The sequence below is a fragment of the Enterococcus casseliflavus genome (assembly GCF_029215545.1).
GTDB lineage: Bacteria > Bacillota > Bacilli > Lactobacillales > Enterococcaceae > Enterococcus_D > Enterococcus_D casseliflavus.
The window spans coordinates 3510682-3526698 of record NZ_CP119393.1; the positions used below are offsets into that span (position 1 = coordinate 3510682).

Annotated in this window: 17 protein-coding genes; all 17 read right to left on the reverse strand. The window is 46.1% G+C overall.

Going from position 1 to position 16017, the window contains the following annotated elements; genetic code table 11:
* Window positions 1–31: 31 nt before the first annotated feature.
* Entirely contained in the window at window positions 32–1798 is a 1767-nt protein-coding gene (locus P0G38_RS16480) for an ABC transporter ATP-binding protein (RefSeq protein ID WP_060791647.1), read from the reverse strand.
* Window positions 1764–3506 (reverse strand): ABC transporter ATP-binding protein, encoded by a 1743-nt coding sequence (locus P0G38_RS16485; protein ID WP_005226665.1) that lies wholly within the window; start codon window positions 3504–3506, stop codon window positions 1764–1766. Before P0G38_RS16485 ends, P0G38_RS16480 begins: the two co-directional genes overlap by 35 nt.
* A complete protein-coding gene (locus P0G38_RS16490) occupies window positions 3503–3943 on the reverse strand; it encodes a MarR family winged helix-turn-helix transcriptional regulator (RefSeq protein WP_010748552.1) in 441 nt (146 codons plus the stop codon). Before P0G38_RS16490 ends, P0G38_RS16485 begins: the two co-directional genes overlap by 4 nt.
* Before the next feature lie 166 nt (window positions 3944–4109).
* Window positions 4110–5861: a glycosyltransferase family protein gene (locus tag P0G38_RS16495; RefSeq protein ID WP_081343868.1), complete on the reverse strand. Its 1752-nt coding sequence runs from the start codon at window positions 5859–5861 to the stop codon at window positions 4110–4112.
* Window positions 5862–6026: 165 nt separating this feature from the next.
* Window positions 6027–6395 (reverse strand): flagellar export chaperone FliS, encoded by a 369-nt coding sequence (fliS, locus tag P0G38_RS16500; RefSeq protein WP_008376567.1) that lies wholly within the window; start codon window positions 6393–6395, stop codon window positions 6027–6029.
* A 13-nt stretch (window positions 6396–6408) separates the two neighbouring features.
* Entirely contained in the window at window positions 6409–6738 is a 330-nt protein-coding gene (locus tag P0G38_RS16505; RefSeq protein ID WP_005232745.1) for a hypothetical protein, read from the reverse strand.
* 73 nt (window positions 6739–6811) lie between these two features.
* The gene (gene fliD / locus P0G38_RS16510) at window positions 6812–8233 is read right to left on the reverse strand and encodes a flagellar filament capping protein FliD (RefSeq protein WP_338070824.1); all 1422 of its coding nucleotides are present in this window, start codon (window positions 8231–8233) and stop codon (window positions 6812–6814) included.
* A 4-nt stretch (window positions 8234–8237) separates the two neighbouring features.
* Window positions 8238–8651 carry a flagellar protein FlaG gene (locus P0G38_RS16515; protein WP_005226643.1) on the reverse strand — a complete coding sequence of 138 codons (414 nt, stop codon included), beginning with the start codon at window positions 8649–8651 and terminating at the stop codon, window positions 8238–8240.
* Between the two features lie 102 nt (window positions 8652–8753).
* Entirely contained in the window at window positions 8754–9836 is a 1083-nt protein-coding gene (locus P0G38_RS16520; protein ID WP_005226642.1) for a flagellin N-terminal helical domain-containing protein, read from the reverse strand.
* Between the two features lie 136 nt (window positions 9837–9972).
* Window positions 9973–10893, reverse strand: coding sequence for a flagellar hook-associated protein FlgL (gene flgL / locus P0G38_RS16525; protein WP_005226641.1), 921 nt, complete (start codon window positions 10891–10893; stop codon window positions 9973–9975).
* 3 nt (window positions 10894–10896) lie between these two features.
* The gene (gene flgK, locus P0G38_RS16530; protein ID WP_275853322.1) at window positions 10897–12420 is read right to left on the reverse strand and encodes a flagellar hook-associated protein FlgK; all 1524 of its coding nucleotides are present in this window, start codon (window positions 12418–12420) and stop codon (window positions 10897–10899) included.
* Window positions 12421–12431: 11 nt separating this feature from the next.
* The gene (locus P0G38_RS16535) at window positions 12432–12788 is read right to left on the reverse strand and encodes a hypothetical protein (RefSeq protein ID WP_005232752.1); all 357 of its coding nucleotides are present in this window, start codon (window positions 12786–12788) and stop codon (window positions 12432–12434) included.
* Entirely contained in the window at window positions 12789–13064 is a 276-nt protein-coding gene (gene flgM, locus P0G38_RS16540; RefSeq protein ID WP_005226638.1) for a flagellar biosynthesis anti-sigma factor FlgM, read from the reverse strand.
* Between the two features lie 95 nt (window positions 13065–13159).
* Entirely contained in the window at window positions 13160–14218 is a 1059-nt protein-coding gene (fliY, locus tag P0G38_RS16545; protein ID WP_005226637.1) for a flagellar motor switch phosphatase FliY, read from the reverse strand.
* Window positions 14215–15225, reverse strand: a complete 1011-nt coding sequence (gene fliM / locus P0G38_RS16550) for a flagellar motor switch protein FliM (RefSeq protein WP_005232756.1) — start codon at window positions 15223–15225, stop codon at window positions 14215–14217. The genes fliY and fliM overlap by 4 nt, the downstream gene beginning before the upstream one ends.
* Window positions 15226–15242: 17 nt before the next feature.
* A complete protein-coding gene (locus P0G38_RS16555) occupies window positions 15243–15632 on the reverse strand; it encodes a chemotaxis protein CheW (RefSeq protein WP_275853327.1) in 390 nt (129 codons plus the stop codon).
* A gap of 19 nt (window positions 15633–15651) precedes the next feature.
* The gene (locus P0G38_RS16560; protein ID WP_003129084.1) at window positions 15652–16014 is read right to left on the reverse strand and encodes a response regulator; all 363 of its coding nucleotides are present in this window, start codon (window positions 16012–16014) and stop codon (window positions 15652–15654) included.
* Between the last annotated feature and the right edge of the window lie 3 nt (window positions 16015–16017).

The window sequence follows — 16017 nt, forward strand, 5'->3', positions numbered from 1 at the left end:
TCTCCTTGCAAGGATGTGGACTAGCTATGGATCATGCATCAAATTGTGCCTGATAGAGTGCGGCGTAACGCCCCTCTTTGGCTACTAATTCTTCGTGGGTCCCTTGCTCTACGATATTCCCCTGTTCCACCACGAGGATCGTATCAGCATGTCGAATCGTGGACAAGCGATGGGCGATCACAAAGGAGGTTTTGCCTTTCATCAATTTGGTCATCGCTGCTTGGATCAGCAGCTCTGTTTGCGTGTCGACATTCGATGTGGCTTCATCAAGAATCAACAGATCGGCATCCAACAGCATTGCTCGTGCAATCGTCAACAGCTGTTTTTGCCCTTGTGAGATACCGGTTCCGTCTTCAGAGATCAAAGTATCATAGCCTTTTGGCAGGCTCATAATAAAGTCATGGATATGGGCGGCTTGTGCAGCAGCTTGGACTTCTGCCAACGTCGCATTCGCCTTGCCGTAGGCCAAATTGTCGAAAACCGTTCCCGTGAACAACCAGGTATCTTGCAGCACCATCGCATAGCTTTGCCGTAGGCTGCGACGTGTCGCTTGGCGGATATTTTTACCGTCTAACCGAATCGCTCCTTGGTCAGGGTCATAAAACCGCATCAAGAGGTTCACGATGGTGGTTTTCCCGGCTCCGGTCGGTCCGACGATCGCGACCAAGCTGCCAGCTGGTACTTGTAGCGAAAGGTCTTTGATGATGGGCTGCTGTGCTTGATAGCCGAAGGTCACATGGTCAAAGGCGACATCACCAGACACCTCGTGGTATTCGTAGGCTCCAGGAACATCAGAAACTTCAGGTTCTTCATCCAGCAAACGGAAGATCCGTTCTGCCGCCGCCAATGCTGATTGCAAATCGCTGAAGATGTTGGCTAACTCATTGATTGGTCCTGAGAATTTTCTGGAGTAAAGAACAAAGGAAGAAACATTCCCTAATGTCAGATGACCGAACAAAAACAGCAAAGCGCCAAACATACTGATCAAGGACAACGACAGATTGTTGATAAAGTTGATGGAAGGACCAGTCATACTGCCGTAGTACTCAGCATTGTAATAGGCATCCACCGCTTCTTGGTTTTTTTCGTCAAAACGGCTGATGATCGCTTCTTCTTGGTTATACAGCTTGATCGTTTGCTGACCAGAAATAATCTCTTCCACAAAGCCGTTCAGTTCGCCTAATTTGCGAGAACGACGGCGAAACAATGGTTGAAATTTGCTCATCAAAAAGCGGGTCAAAAAGATCGAAGCGGGAACCGTTACGACAAAAATCAGCACCAGCAGCGGCGAAATCAAAACCATCATCACAAACGAACCAATGATCGTCACAAGACTGCTGAGGACTTGAATGGCATCGCTGGCCAATGACGTATTGATGGTATCGACATCATAACTGATGCGGCTGATGATATCCCCAGTGGCGACTCGGTCAAAATACCCAACCGGCAGTTCGGTGATTTTATCAAAAATCGCCTTGCGCATCGCTGCCACCACCCGCTGACTCAAGCGGATCATCATGAGCGAAATCAGATAACTAAGAAGGGAAGACGCAAGATAAAACAGCAGCATCAGCCCACAATAAAAGAAGACTCGGTCAAAAATGACCTTGCCGGGACCCGGTTGAATGGCATCAATGGCGTACCCTGAAAGCAACGGTCCCACCAAGGCGAAAATGTTGCTGGCCATCATCAATACAGCGGCTGCCAGCAGGAGACCTTTGTACTCGTAGAGATAGCCCCACAAACGCCGTAGTGTTTTCTTACTATCCTGCGGTTTTTCCGTTTTTTTCTTCGGCATCGTCGGCACCTCCTGTCTGACCTTGATAAATGGCTTGGTAGATCGCATTTTCTGCTAGTAATTCTTGGTGACTGCCAAAGCCGTTCATTTGCCCGTTTTCCAGTACCAAAATTTTGTCGGCATGCTGGATCGAGCTGATCCGCTGCGCGATCAAGACCGTCGTCGTCTGTTGAAACTGCTGTCTCAGGACCTTGCGCAACTGAGCGTCGGTCCGATAATCCAGCGCACTGGCAGAATCATCCAAAATCAAAATCTCTGGATCCCCCGCCAAGGCCCGCGATAACAAGACCCGCTGCTTTTGACCCCCGCTTAAATTGCTGCCTTTAGCATGCAGTGGATGAGCTAAGCGCTTGGGTAGTTGATTGATAAACTCCTTGGCTTGGGCGCGAGCCGCCGCTTCTTCGATCTGTTCTTTAGAAAACCGCCGACCAAAAGCGATATTTTCTTCGATCGTTTCCGCAAAAAGCACGTCTTTTTGTAAGACGACACCGAATAACTGATGCAGCTCCGTCGGATCGATGGAGCGAATGTCGCGACCAGCGATGCGAATCATGCCCTTCGTTGGGTCATAGAGCCGCAGCAGTAGTTTGACGATCGTTGATTTTCCACTACCAGTCGCACCGATAATCCCTAAGGTTTCTCCCGGCTGCAAGGAAAAATCGATGTCTTTCAGCACCTGGGTACCGTTAGGATAGGTGAAGGAAACTTTTTCAAAAACAATATGCGCAGACTCTTCTTTGACAGGCGCCTCAATGACTTGCATATTTTGCGGCAGGCGCAAGACGGATTGGATTCGATCGGCAGAAGCCAGCCCCTTCGACACGATCACAAAGATGCGCGTGATACTGAGCATGGCATTCAAAATGATCGTAAAATAAGTCAAAAAGGCGATGATGACGCCTGGTTGGGTCAATCCTTGATTGACGCGAAAGGCACTGACGACGATCACTAGCGTCAGTCCGATATTCAAAAATAGGTCCATCAGGGGCGGTGTCGCAGCCATCGTTCGATTAGCGGTAGTTTCCGCAGCTACTACGTCTTGGTTGACGTGGTCAAAGCGCTTTTTCTCGTAATCTGCTTTGGACAAGGCCTTGATCACCCGAGCCCCAGTCACATTTTCACGGACAGTTCGCACCAACACATCCACTTGCTTTTGCAATGAGGCAAACAAGGGGATCCCCCGTTTCGAGATCGTGACTGCCGCCACTAAAGTGAAGGGCAAGACGCCTACTAAGACCAGCGTCAACACGGGATCTAATGTGGCAGTGATCATGATCCCCCCTAATAACAGAATCGGGGCACGAATCCCCATCCGTTGGATCATGCCTACCGTTTGATGGATGTTGTAAGTGTCTGTCGTCAAGCGAGACACCAAGGAAGGGATCCCGACTTCTTCGACTTGCGGAATCGACAGATAGGAAACTTTTTCAAATAAATCATGGCGTATACTGCCGGTGGTATCGCGAGCAACACTGGAGGCCATCCGATTGGCGATGATATTGGTGACGACTGCGATGATGGAGCAGACCACCATCGCCCCACCCCAAGCAAAAATCGCAGATACCTGCTTCGTGGGGATCACAGAATCGATGATATACGCCAAAATCCAAGGCAATAGCAAGTCCATCAGGGAGCCGAAGAATTTGATACTGACGCCAAGGGAGATGCGGCCGATATAGGGTTTTAAATATTGAGTCAAAAGATTCATTCCATCGCCTCATCTTTCGCTAAAAGCCGCTGGGAATTTTCTTTGACGATTTCCAGATCGGCGATCAACTGCTGCTGTTGGGCAGCAGAAAAACCTGCTACGACTTGTTCATTCCAGCTTTGAAGCAGCTGTTGGATCGCTGGTTGGACGGCGAGTGCTTTTTCGGTTGGATAAACCAGTAATTGTCGTTTGTCGGTGGGACTGCTGGTTCTAGTGACAAATCCTCGTTCTTCTAGGATTGCTAGTTGACGGGCAACATTGCTTTTATTCACAAAAATCTTCTTGGCTAATGCTTCTTGACTGATCCCCGGTTGGCGGCAAATGTTTAAGATATAGGTATGATGCATCCCGCCTAAACCAAATTTTTTCAGTTCTTTTTCCCGATAAAGGGTGGCGAGACGGGCAATATGATTGATTGAGCGGATAATGGCTTCCATGAGCACTCCTGCCTTTCTTAGTTCTTCAAAGTGTCTAATCTATTATAAGGAATAATCGTTGCGTGCGCAACGATTATTGTTTCTGACGAAAAGCAACAGGTCCACTGTTGTTGATCAGCAAAAAAAGAACTTCAGCCCTCTCGCTGAAGTTCTTTTCTGATTCATTTTATTCAGATTCTTTCAATAAAGCTTGTACGACCTTACGACGACGGTACAGCTGTCTGGTTTTCCAGCTGATAAAGCCGATGAGTAAAGCGAGCCAAGAAATGATCGTCAGCCATAAAGCTCCGTCGAAAAACCAAGGCGCGTCGTAATCAACGACTAAGACATTCTCCCCTGCTTGCTGTTGGACAGAAACGGCACCAATGGCACTCAAAGAGACATCTTTTTCAGTTAGTGGCTGCTGATTGAGGGTCAATTCAGTATATCGGTAATTGATGATCGGTAACGCCTTCCACGTCTCTTGATCACCTTGCCAACGTAAAGTAAGCTTCCCGTTTTCTACGGTTTTTGCCACGGTATCATTCTTTTCAATGATTTCTTCCCCGTACAAATTGTACTTGTTCTTCTTGGTTTCTTGATAGAGGGGCAGATAATCTGGCGTAGAACGTTGATACAGCGCTAATGCTAAGGACTTGTCTTTACTAAAATAGGCTTCCTTCAATTGCGCTTCAGATTCCGCGGACAGATAGGTGTGGTTTCGCAGTGAAACCGCAGCTTCATCGGAGTGCCAGTCCTGCATTTTGACCGTGTTTTGGATCAGGATTTGACCAACACTCAAGACTAAAACGAGGACAAACCAACGCGGATTTGCCAATGGCTTGCCCCGATAATAAGGAACTAGCAGGCACAAACCGACTAAGATCAAAATCGTGGCAGGAACAAAGAACCGAAAAGGAAATTGCAGTAAATTGATTACACCATTGTCCAGACTGCCTAGCCATTGCCAAGGAACAGCGTTCGATGATAAAACGAAAAAGACTGCTGCAGCTGCCGTCATTAATTTGAAGCCGCCAGATAGACGTGGCCACACACGGATCGCACCACAAAAGAACAAAGCACATAAGATGGGCAGCAGGTACGGAGTCGTCCACCAATAGCTGCTGGTTCCAGTAATGGTATTGTTCTGCATGTTGCGATTCACAAAAGGCGCGATCAACGTGTTACTCGTATAAAGATCCAACATCCCTAACCAAATATTGGCGGTCAGTAGCAAGAAGATCCCGATCGCTCCTGCTAAGCGCAGCACCAATTGTCGTTTTTCTTCGCCAGAAGTCCCAACAAAAAAGGCGCGTAAGAAAAAGGGCACGTATAAGAACACTAACAAGATGCTTGAAAACACATGGATTTGAAATAAGACCGCCACGGAAACCCCTACCGCAAAAGGCCGTAACCGTTTATGTTCCCCTAGTGCGATCAGTGGAATCAGGCACAGCGGCAGCACAGCCGCCCCCCAAGCAGAAAAGCCCTGTCGCTCAATCCAATACTGGACAGAATAGGTCGCCATAAACAGGACGCTCATCCCCACTGACAGCCAACCATTGACTCGTAATTTCTTTAATAAGCCAAACATCGAAAACCCTGCTAACAAATAGAGCAGCCCGTTGGCGAGCAGCTGGTAGGAAAACCACGAAGGACTCAGCAAGACCAGCAGTCCTTGGAAATAGGCAAAAAAGGGCCCGTATAATGCATTGACGATACGAGCAGATTGCTGAAACCCGTAGATAGAAAGAAAATATTGAAAATTGCCCTCTTTGATCTGCTGGCTGGTCTCATAAAAACGATTGAAGTGAAAGACCACATCAGAGCCCAAAATCATGCCTTGGCCTAAAATCTGCGGCAATAAAAAAACACCACTCATTGCAATCAGAATCACCACTTGCCAGAAAAGCGGCTTTTGTACTATTTTTTGTTTCAAAAAAAAACCTCCTTGCACCTTTTCGGTACGCTCATAAAAAGAGTACCAGATAGGGACGAGGAGGGGAAAAAGAAAGCTTAGTGAAAAGGGATACATGGTAAAAATTTAACCAATTACTAAACTTTTCTAGGTTTTAGGTGGTCGTTTCTGTGCTTTTTCTCAAATTTATTGGGTGATCGTTTGCCAGCTTTCCAGTAGTTCGCTTAAAAGCGGGACGACCGTTTCTGCAGGGGCTGCCTCTTTTTGGACATTGGCACTGACTAGCTGATCGTACATATAGCCATACAGCTGATCGAGATCTTCAGCGATAGCGCCGCCTTGCTCACGGTCTAAAGAGACCCGTAATTCCAATAAAATATTCTGCGCCTTGACAAATTGCTGATGAGCTTGGCTCAACTCTTCTTTTTCCAATGCGATCACTGCTAATTTGATATTTTTGATCGCTGCTTGCAACAGCATTTCAATCAGTTTGTTGGGGGAGGCACTCATTACTTGGTTCTGCAAATAGTTGTTTTGCATTTTTTGATAATTCATCTTTTTTTCCTCACTATAAATCAAATTCGACGAAAGCGGCACTGTCTTCTTGCTGCAAATACGTTTTGACAAGATTGTTTTTGCGGTTCAAACGCCCCAATTCTTGTTTGATCTCTTGCTGCTGGGCTTTGACCTGGTCTAAGAACGCTTGATACGCTTGGATCACTTGTTGCGCCAATGCACTGGTTTGTGGACTATGGCTCTGTGCTTCTGCTTGCATGGCTGCTATGACCGCTGCATTGGCTGCCATCAAACGACTGGCTTCTTCGCTGTCGCCGCGCCATTGGGCAAAACCAGTTAAAATCTGATTCAAACGTTCATCTAATGATACGTGTGGCTCCATAGGTTGTTTCCTTTCATGTTGACGAGGGTTTCTTATGCGAATGAAAAATGACTGCTTTAATCGGCTATCCTGCCTAGTTTGACGTATTGGCAAACTGATTGCTTAGGTAGCTCAGCTGATTTTCAGCCTCCATCATCACGGAGTCTAACTTGGTAAACATTGTGATGTAACGCTCTTTTTTCATTGCTAAAATATCATCAAACCGTGTGATCTGCTTGTTTAAATCCTTGATGGTACTGTCATAGGTCGCAGATTTGGTGGCAATGATCCCTTTATTGGCTGAAGTATTGACGACATAGCTGTTGGCTAATTCTTTTAGGGCTAGTGTATAGCCAGTCTCTTTCGTGCTCGCAGTGCCATCAGCTTCTTTGGTTTTCGTACTTGCATAAAAGAAAGACTTCACAGCAGCGGGATCTTCCGCTAAGGCTTCTTTTAACTTTGTCGTATCCAGTCCCAATGTACCATCATTATCAACGGTGGAGATGCCTAGCTTATTGGCGGTCAGCTTTGAGCCGCTGACGGCTGGAATGGTGATCAAATTTCGCAATTGGGTCTGTAGACGGGTCAACGCACTGTCTCCCACCAAGGTCCCCGTCTTGTTGTTTTCACTACTAGGATCTCCCACGGTCAAATTGTCGCCGATAAAACTCATCAAGCTATTGTATTGATCCACTAATCCTTGCACTGCATCAACGACTTTCGAGGTATCATTGGCTAAAGAAAGCGTCACATGCTCCTCGCTTTTTTTCGCTAACGTCAGCGTGACACCATCGATAACATCCGTCACACTGTTGCTGTCGCGAGTGATCTTCATGCCGTCTAGCTCAAAAATAGCCGGTTGGCCTTGCGTCGTTGTCGCAGTTGAACCGATCCCTAACCCTTCGGCGGCATTGCCGTCGATCAAGAAATTTTTGTCGCCCATTTTGGTATTCGTTAAAATCAAACGGTTATCCACGATGCTCGCCGCGACGAAGGTCGTCTTGCTTTGGCTATTGATCTTGGCTGCCACATCTTTTAAGCTGTCTTCGGCCGTGATCTCGATCGAAGCGGTGATCGGTTTGCCATCTTCATCGACTTCCGAACTGGTCAATGACAGCTGACCACTGACATTTAGGGCCGTTTTGCTGCTTTGAGCTACTTGTCTCCCCGTCACCTTCGTGGCTGTTGCTAGTTGGTTGACTTTTAGATCATAGGTGCCTTCTGGAGCTTCCGTTGTTCCTGCAATTGAAGCGATGCTACTATTGGTGGTCGTCGCTTTTTTCGTTTGATAAGCATCATCTTTTTGTAATGCATCGACTTTTGACAAAAAGTTAGTCAAGCGAGTGCTGATATCACTCCATGCCGTTTTTTGTGCTTTAAGCGACGTGATTTTATTCTCAGCGCGGGTCTTGTTGATCGCATCTGCCGCCAATAATTTTTCAATATCTTCTGAAGTCACGCCAGAATAACTCCCTAGCGTTGTACTGATTCCTGAACTGCTGGTTACACTTGCCATGTTTTCATCCCTTTCGATCGACCGCGATGCCCATGTCATCCCATATTTTCCCAATCACATCTAGCATGTTGGCGGGCGGGATCTCTTTGATCACTTCGTTGGTCTGCATATCCACTAAACGCACCATCGTACGCCCTGTGCGCTCATGTACTTCATAAGCCAATTTCATATCTTTGCCAAGTAGTCGCTGATTCACTTCCTCCACGGAGGCTGCGATCTTGTGCTGATCGGCTACTGAAAAATAGTGGATCGGCGGTTCAGTGGCCACTGTCTGTTCCTTTTTCTCCGCCAGTTTCCCCTCTTGGTGTTGCGGCTGAAGGTTGGCGTTCTCTTGATCTAGGGATTCGATCGGACGTGCTTTAGCGACCGACGCAACGGCTTCGATCGGGTGTATTCCTGACATTGGCTGAATATCCATCAGAGCTTCCTCATTTCTAAGCGTTTTTGTGCTGCTATGTAAAACACAAGAACTGCGCTTCCCCTAGGCAGTCCTTGTGTTAGTGGTTCACTTGATCAAAAATTATCCTTGTAACAAGCTCAATACGCTGTTAGGCATTGAGTTTGCTTGTGCCAACATTGAAGTTGCTGCTTGAGAAAGGATGTTGCTCTTCGTAAAGCTCATCATTTCTTGCGCCATATCAACGTCACGGATACGTGAGTTTGCTTCAGATAGATTTTCTTGCGTTGTACCTAAGTTGTTGATTGTGTGTTCTAGACGGTTTTGCGCCGCACCAAGATCCGCACGTTGTGCAGAAACTGCTTTGATCGCTTCATCGATTTTTGTGATTGGGTTGTTTTCAACGCTGACAGTTGCCGCTGCTGCTTTGCCTTCATCAGAAGCGGTAAATGTTGCTAAAGCATCATCGTATGTTTTTTGAGCTGTTGCTTTTGCTGTATCATCCGCTGCTGTATCGATGGCTGTTTGTAATTCAGCAACTGTTTTACCAGCAGCCGCATCAACTGTGCCGTCCGCTGCATATTTTGTTGTAGCATCTGCTTTGAAGGCAGTCGCTACTGCTTTATCTTTTGCTGCAGCAACAGCTTTGGCATCGCTTGTGTCAATGGCTTGTGTTAAATCTAAGCCTTTTACTTTCAAGGCAGATGAGCTCATGTTGTTGATTGAAACGCTCATTGTTTGGTTTGCATTGGCACCGATTTGGAAAGTGAATGATTTCGCATCATCGCCTTCACCAGTTAACAAGCTTTTTGTATTGAATTCAGTGGTATTGCTGATACGGTCGATTTCATCAGACAATGCAGTGTATTCTTTGTTGATCGCACTGCGGTCGTCATCACTTAACGTACCGTTTGAACTTTGAACCGCAAGATCACGCATACGGCCTAAGATGCTGTGGGTTTCATTTAATGCACCTTCTGCTGTTTGGATCAATGAAATACCATCTTGTGCGTTGCTTTTTGCTTGTGACAAACCGCCGATTTGGCCTTTCATTTTTTCAGAAATTGCTAAGCCAGCTGCGTCGTCCCCAGCTTTGTTGATGCGTAAGCCTGAAGATAATTTAGACAAAGAATTGCTTTTAGAAGCATTTGCTGCCGTTAGGCGTGAGTAAGTATTCAATGCTGAAACGTTTGTATTGATTCTCATGTGTAGTTCCTCCTAATTTTTATTCGCTAAGGTTTCCCTCTGCTACTATTTATCGGAAGAAACCGTTCAGGGTTAAGCCTTTTTTCTAAAAAAAATAAAAAACTTTTGCTCTCAGCAAAGAACAAAAGTTTTTGGGTTAATTTAAATAATCTAGAATGGACATCTGCATGATCTTTGTTCCCATCGCTAGTGTTGAACGGTAGGCAGTCATTTGATTTTGATATTCCATATACTTTTCCGCAATATCGACGTCTTGTTTGTTGGACAGTGTTTCGGTCAAGTTCAGCTTTTCCGTCTCATTTCGATCAGCTGCCGCCTCCAAGCGATTGTAGAGGGTGCCGATCTGCGCCCGTACATTCACCACATTAGTGGCATGCTGGTCATGAGCGGTTAAAAGCTCGCCCCCTAAGGCATCTTTATCGTCACTGCGCAATGCAGACAACAAATCATTGAAATAGGTGCTTAAATTTTGGGGATCCGCAGCGGTACCCGTCTCGTTCATCAGACGATCACCGCTGGCTAACAGATCCACTGAGACCCCATTTGCGATTTCTCGCGGCAAGTCTTCGCTCGTGCCATTGTATTTGATACCGACGATGGCGTCATTTTCTTTGACGATCTCAAAAGGCGCCGTCGTCGTATTCGTTCCGCTAAATAGATAGCGGCCATCAAAGTTGGTGTTTAATGATTCAACGATGCCTTCGATCTCTTGCTCGATCTCTGAACGATTTGCCCCTAATTCCTCACTGCCAGCTGTCGCATTGGCAGAAGATTGAACCAACGAGCGAATCCGCAGCATCGAAGTACTGACGCTTTCTAAAGCAGAATCTTGGGCTTTTGTCCAAGAAATACTGTCTTTGATCGTATTGTTGTAAGTTTTGTTTTGATTTAACGACACATTGAGATCCATGATTTTTGAAACCAGCAGCGGATTATCCGAGGACTTGCTGACTTCTTTTAAGCTCGATAGCTGATTCAACGTGGATTGGACTTTGGAGGCGTTAGTGCCTAGATTTCGTAAAAAATCATTGTAGGTGATTGAATTGGAAATACGCATGGTCTACACTCCTGTTCGATTGATCAATGTGTCTAACATTTCAGAAACGACCGATAATATGCGGGCATTGGCCTGAAATCCTTGTTGGAAACGAATCACATCTGACATTTCTTCATTTAATGAAACCCCAGACACCGATTGATTTTTGTATTCTAGTTGATTCAGCAGCGACAATTGGGCACTGACCGTATTGTCGGCTTGCTGTTTTGAGATCCCGTTTTTGGTGACGATGCTGTTAAAATAACTGCTGACACTCATGCCGGATGCTGCATTGGCAAACGTCAATGTCTCAGAATCAAAAGAAGCGATCGTCTTTTCTGACAACGGGAAATCCAATTTGGCACTGCTGAGTTTCGCCATTGCAGCAGCTCTTGAACCATCTCCTGCTGCATTGCTCGTTCCACCGGTCACCAGACTTGGGTTATCTAACAGTGCTTGGCTGACCCGAATCGTCGTCGCTGTACCAGTATCATCTTGGCCGATCTCAAATAGACCGCTTGTGCGAGAAGCGCCGCCGGTAAAGACCATGTTCATGGCTTGCGCGATTGTCGTCGTAAAGTTGTTCAATTCCGTCAAGCGACTGCCTATCTCCCCAGATGATGCTTGCAGGCCTCCGATCGCGCCTTCTTTGATCGGCAATTCTGTATAGGCGGTTTCGCCATTGTCGGTGGTTTTCGTCAACAAGACGGTTCCAGCTGGATAAGACCCTGTGATGGTTTCGGCAGGATTCAAGGCGTTGCCGTCTTTGGAAACCAAGGCGCCTGTGTCGCTTTGTCCCACCACCACACTAAGGGTATTGCGTTCCTCCGCACTTAAAATCGTCTGTCCGCTCATGGATACAAACCCACGGCCATACTGATCGGTCTTGGTTTCGATCCCTGCTAGACCCGAGAGATCTTTCAACAGACTGTCTCGACGATCTAAAAGATCATTGGGTGTCTCACCACTCGTCGTCAACCCATAGATCTGTTCATTCAAGGATTGCAGCTGTTTGACCTTCTCATTGAAGTCCAGCGCGGATTTTTCGATGGTATCCAGCGTGTCTCTTTGCAGCTGCGTCATTTGTTTGCCCATTTGGTTGATGGTATCGGCAAACGTACTGCTGTTTTCCAGCACAAGGGTCTTAGACGTATCCAGTTCAGGATTGTTGGCTAATGCGGTCCAAGAATCAAACATCGTTGCCAGCTGTTTGGACAGTCCGTTGTCAGAAGGCTCATTCATTAAACTTTCCAGCTGTCCTAATATGTCTGCTTTTTGTTCATAATATGTATAGGTAGAATTGGCATTGCGTACTTGTCCAATGACAAAATCATCGACGATCCGTTCGACACTGCCGACTTTCACACCCATACCGATGCTGCCGACACCCGCTAAATGATAAGACGCTTCGGCTTGCAAGTTGACTCGTTGTCTTGAGTAGCCGTCTGTATTGGTATTTGCAATGTTGTGGCTGCTGGTTTGCAACGCTGCTTGATTGGCGGTCATGCCCCGGGTTGCGGTGCCTAATGAACCAAATAGTCCTGTCATAGAAGTACTCCTTACATTTTTTGATCGATGATCGCTGTTGAGACAGCTTGTTTTTCTTGGTATTTCGAATACGTATTTGCCGGTGTCTTGATATTTTCTTTGACTGCATCCATCAAAACAGTTTGGAAACTAATGGCTTGCTCCGTCAGCAGGAGATTTTCGGCTTGCTGCACTTGGATCTGGCGGATGAGTTCTTTGATCGTCACTGAAAGAGTTCCTTCATACGTGGAAAAAACGGGTACGAAGGCGGTTTTTTTCTCGACGAGTTCTGGTAATTTTTCTGCTTGATTTTTGATCAAGCAGGTCTTTTCTTTTTGCAGCAACCGCAAGAACTGCTGAAGCTGACGCTCAAATTCCCGTTCTGTCATCTAGTCGACCTGCTTTTCATCTTGTTGCAGCATTTTATCTGCGATCGTTTCGGCAGATACTTGGTAGGTGCCTTCTTTGATCGCTCGTTTCAATTCTGCCACTCGCTCACTGCGACTGGCTGTTTGATTGGCACTCTTTTGAATGGCTTGAGCTGTTTCGGACAATTGAACATCGACGGTTTTTTCTGTCTGAGCAGCAGATGGCTTTTCTTGTTTGACCGCTTCACGTTTGATGGCCTTGTCGCTGTATTCTGCGTAACCTCTTTCGATTTTCATAGGTTCTCCTCCGTTCTCATTCTTCTACCCTCTACTATCGGTCAAATCACAAAAAAGTTAAACCCATATGTTTAACTTTTTGCGATTTCTTCAAATTAATGCAAATTGTGGATGCGTTGTTTTTGCGAAAGAATGTTGGTGATCCGCACACCAAAGTTTTCATTGATGACCACGACTTCCCCAGTGGCGATCAGTTTGCCGTTCAACAAAATCTCTAGCGGTTCATCCGTCAGTTTTTCCAGCTCGATGACGGACCCCGTATTGAAAGATAAAATATCCTTAATGGTTTTTTTGCTGCGGCCTAACACGACACTTAGATCCAATGGCACATCAAGAATCAAGTCCAAATTGTCCCCATCGCTCACCCCGCTAGAGGCCAATGTTTGAAACGCCGGTTTGCTGACTTCCACGGGCTTTGATGCAGCCGCTGGTTCTGGCGTAGGCGCAGCAACGGGTGCCGTTGGCTGCGGTGTTGGTGTTTCCCGAGTAACGACAGTCGCTTCGTCTGAGAGCATCGCACTGGCGATATCGTTGACCACAGGATCCGTAAAGATCTGCATGATTTTGCTTTCGATCAAACCTTCGACGCGCAAAGAAAATGAGATACAGTAAATCTCTTCCTCTGCCTCGATCCCGCTATACTCAATGTTTTCTGGTGTCTCCCATAGTTTGACGATCGGCGGCAAGATATCCACTTTGCGGCTGATCATCGTTGCCATCGAAGTCGAGGCAGTCCCAATCATTTGGTTCATAGCTTCTGCCACAGCACTTAGCTCTAATTCCGTAAATTGAGTGTTGCTGGTTTCACCAGTTCCACCCATCATCAAATCGGCGATCACGATGGCATCTTTGACTTCTAATAGCATCAAATTACTGCCTAAAAGGCCTTCTTTAAATTCAACTGTCGTCGCTACTTTTGGTGCAACGAGGTCGTTTAAGATCTCACCAAATTTGATTTTAGACACCCGGGGAGTCGTGATGCTGACCCGACGATCAAGAATGGAAGACAACGTCGTCGCCGCTTGCGACATGGAGATATTGCCAACTTCGCCGATAATGTCGACTTTGACTTGCTCTTCTAATCCTTGTGGCTGGGCTGGGGCACTTTGATTCAACAATGCATCGATTTCTGCTTGGGATAAACGTTCACTCATAGTTCTTGCTCCTCTTCTAACTTGTCTAATAATTCAATGGCTAAACGGTCCTCTTGCTTCCCAGGTTTTGCTCGGAAGTAAGGTTTTCCATCGATGAAAGTCTCCAATGGTTCAGTAATTTTTTTGTCTAGTTTGATGACATCGCCTTCTTCTAAGTGGAGAAACTCAGAAAGACTCATTTGCGCATGGCCCAGCAGAACTTCTAAATTCAAACCGACGCCATTCAAACTTTTTTGCAACTCGCGGCTATCGTCTTGGTTGACTGGCTGATTGCTATCAAACCAATTGCGGAAACTTAATTTATCAATGATCCCTTCAAAGAAGACATAAGGGATACATAGATTGATAAAATGTTTCACTTCAAAAATTTTGATAGTAAAGGTCACTAACACGACGGGTTCGTTGGGCGACATGTTTTGCATCAATTGCGGATTCGTATCGATTCCATCCAAAACCGAATCCAAGGCAACGATGTCCTTCCAAACATTTTGGTAGACCCGTACAAATTGTGCCACCACTTCTTCCAAGATTGCTGTTTCAATATCAGTAAAACTTTTTTTCTCGCTAAAATCCATTTCGATCGGCTTGTTTTGATAGACATCCAAGCCGCCGCACAACAACTCCACCAACATCATACACAGTTGTGGGTTCATCTCGATCATTTGAATCCCGCTCAAAGGCTGCGAATGAAAGAGCCCCAACAAAGTAAATTTTGGTATCGAATGGATAAATTCGTCATAACTGACTTGTTCGATAGCTGCCAACTGCAAAGAAACATTGGTCCGCAGTTGGGTAGAAAGCATGCTGCTGCTCATCTTCGAGAAATCCTCGAAGATCATGTGCAGGGTATTGACGTATTCTTTCGACAGCTTTGTTGGTCGGCGAAAATCGTAGGCTTTCACTTTGGCTTGTTTGTCTTCTATCTCAATAATTTCTTGATCGATCTCTCCGCTGCTCATCGCATTCAACAATAAATCAATCTCTTGCTGCGTCAATACCTGATCCACACTAATCCCCCATTTTTTTAAAAAATCATGTGATCGATTTGAATCACACTGGCTACTTTTTTACCGATCGTCACGACCCCAACGGCATGTTCTGTCTCTTGATTGCCCAGTTGGATATCGTCTTCAGTGATATCAAGTACTTCAATTACTTCTTCTACGAGGACCCCTTTGGTCTCCTCTTGCTTCTTCATGATCAATATGTTTTTTTCGTAGGCTGGTTCCATGATGGGAATCAATTTTGCCAAACGAATCACCGTTACGACAGACCCCCGCAGATTGATCAACCCTTCCACCCACTCTGGTGCTAAGGGCACCTTCGTAAAGGAAGGGGCATCAATGACCTCGTCCACCGAGTCCGCCGAGATCAAATAGTACTGCTGGGCCATTTTGAAAAGAATCATCTGCATGTCGCTATCCTCCTAGGCATTAGGCAAAGGCTTTGTCGATGGCAGTGATTACGCGGTCCGTGTCAAAGGGCTTCACGATAAAGTCCACCGCACCGGCGCGAATCGCATCCATCACCATTCCTTGTTGTCCCATGGCACTGCACATTACGACTTTGGCCTGCGCATCAAACGTGCGGATCATTTTTAATGCCTCTAAGCCGTCCACTTCTGGCATCGTGATATCCATAGTCACTAAGTCTGGTGTCGTTGCTTGGTATTTTTCAAAAGCCTCTTGGCCATTTTGGGCTTCCCCCACGACTTCATAGCCGTTTTTTTCTAAAATATCCTTTAATTTCATGCGCATAAATACCGCATCATCCACAATCAATACTTTTTTTGACATTGT

Bases quoted from the DNA above. Each gene is read 5' to 3' on its own strand.
- P0G38_RS16555 (WP_275853327.1), bottom strand. From the start codon at position 15,632: ATGCAGATGATTCTTTTCAAAATGGCCCAGCAGTACTATTTGATCTCG.
- P0G38_RS16505 (WP_005232745.1), bottom strand. From the start codon at position 6,738: ATGGAGCCACACGTATCATTAGATGAACGTTTGAATCAGATTTTAACT.
- fliS (WP_008376567.1), bottom strand. From the start codon at position 6,395: ATGAATTATCAAAAAATGCAAAACAACTATTTGCAGAACCAAGTAATG.
- P0G38_RS16515 (WP_005226643.1), bottom strand. From the start codon at position 8,651: ATGGATATTCAGCCAATGTCAGGAATACACCCGATCGAAGCCGTTGCG.
- flgM (WP_005226638.1), bottom strand. From the start codon at position 13,064: ATGAAAATCGAAAGAGGTTACGCAGAATACAGCGACAAGGCCATCAAA.
- fliD (WP_338070824.1), bottom strand. From the start codon at position 8,233: ATGGCAAGTGTAACCAGCAGTTCAGGAATCAGTACAACGCTAGGGAGT.
- P0G38_RS16480 (WP_060791647.1), bottom strand. From the start codon at position 1,798: ATGCCGAAGAAAAAAACGGAAAAACCGCAGGATAGTAAGAAAACACTA.
- flgL (WP_005226641.1), bottom strand. From the start codon at position 10,893: ATGCGTATTTCCAATTCAATCACCTACAATGATTTTTTACGAAATCTA.
- P0G38_RS16535 (WP_005232752.1), bottom strand. From the start codon at position 12,788: ATGACAGAACGGGAATTTGAGCGTCAGCTTCAGCAGTTCTTGCGGTTG.
- flgK (WP_275853322.1), bottom strand. From the start codon at position 12,420: ATGACAGGACTATTTGGTTCATTAGGCACCGCAACCCGGGGCATGACC.
- fliY (WP_005226637.1), bottom strand. From the start codon at position 14,218: ATGAGTGAACGTTTATCCCAAGCAGAAATCGATGCATTGTTGAATCAA.
- P0G38_RS16490 (WP_010748552.1), bottom strand. From the start codon at position 3,943: ATGGAAGCCATTATCCGCTCAATCAATCATATTGCCCGTCTCGCCACC.
- P0G38_RS16560 (WP_003129084.1), bottom strand. From the start codon at position 16,014: ATGTCAAAAAAAGTATTGATTGTGGATGATGCGGTATTTATGCGCATG.
- P0G38_RS16485 (WP_005226665.1), bottom strand. From the start codon at position 3,506: ATGAATCTTTTGACTCAATATTTAAAACCCTATATCGGCCGCATCTCC.
- P0G38_RS16520 (WP_005226642.1), bottom strand. From the start codon at position 9,836: ATGAGAATCAATACAAACGTTTCAGCATTGAATACTTACTCACGCCTA.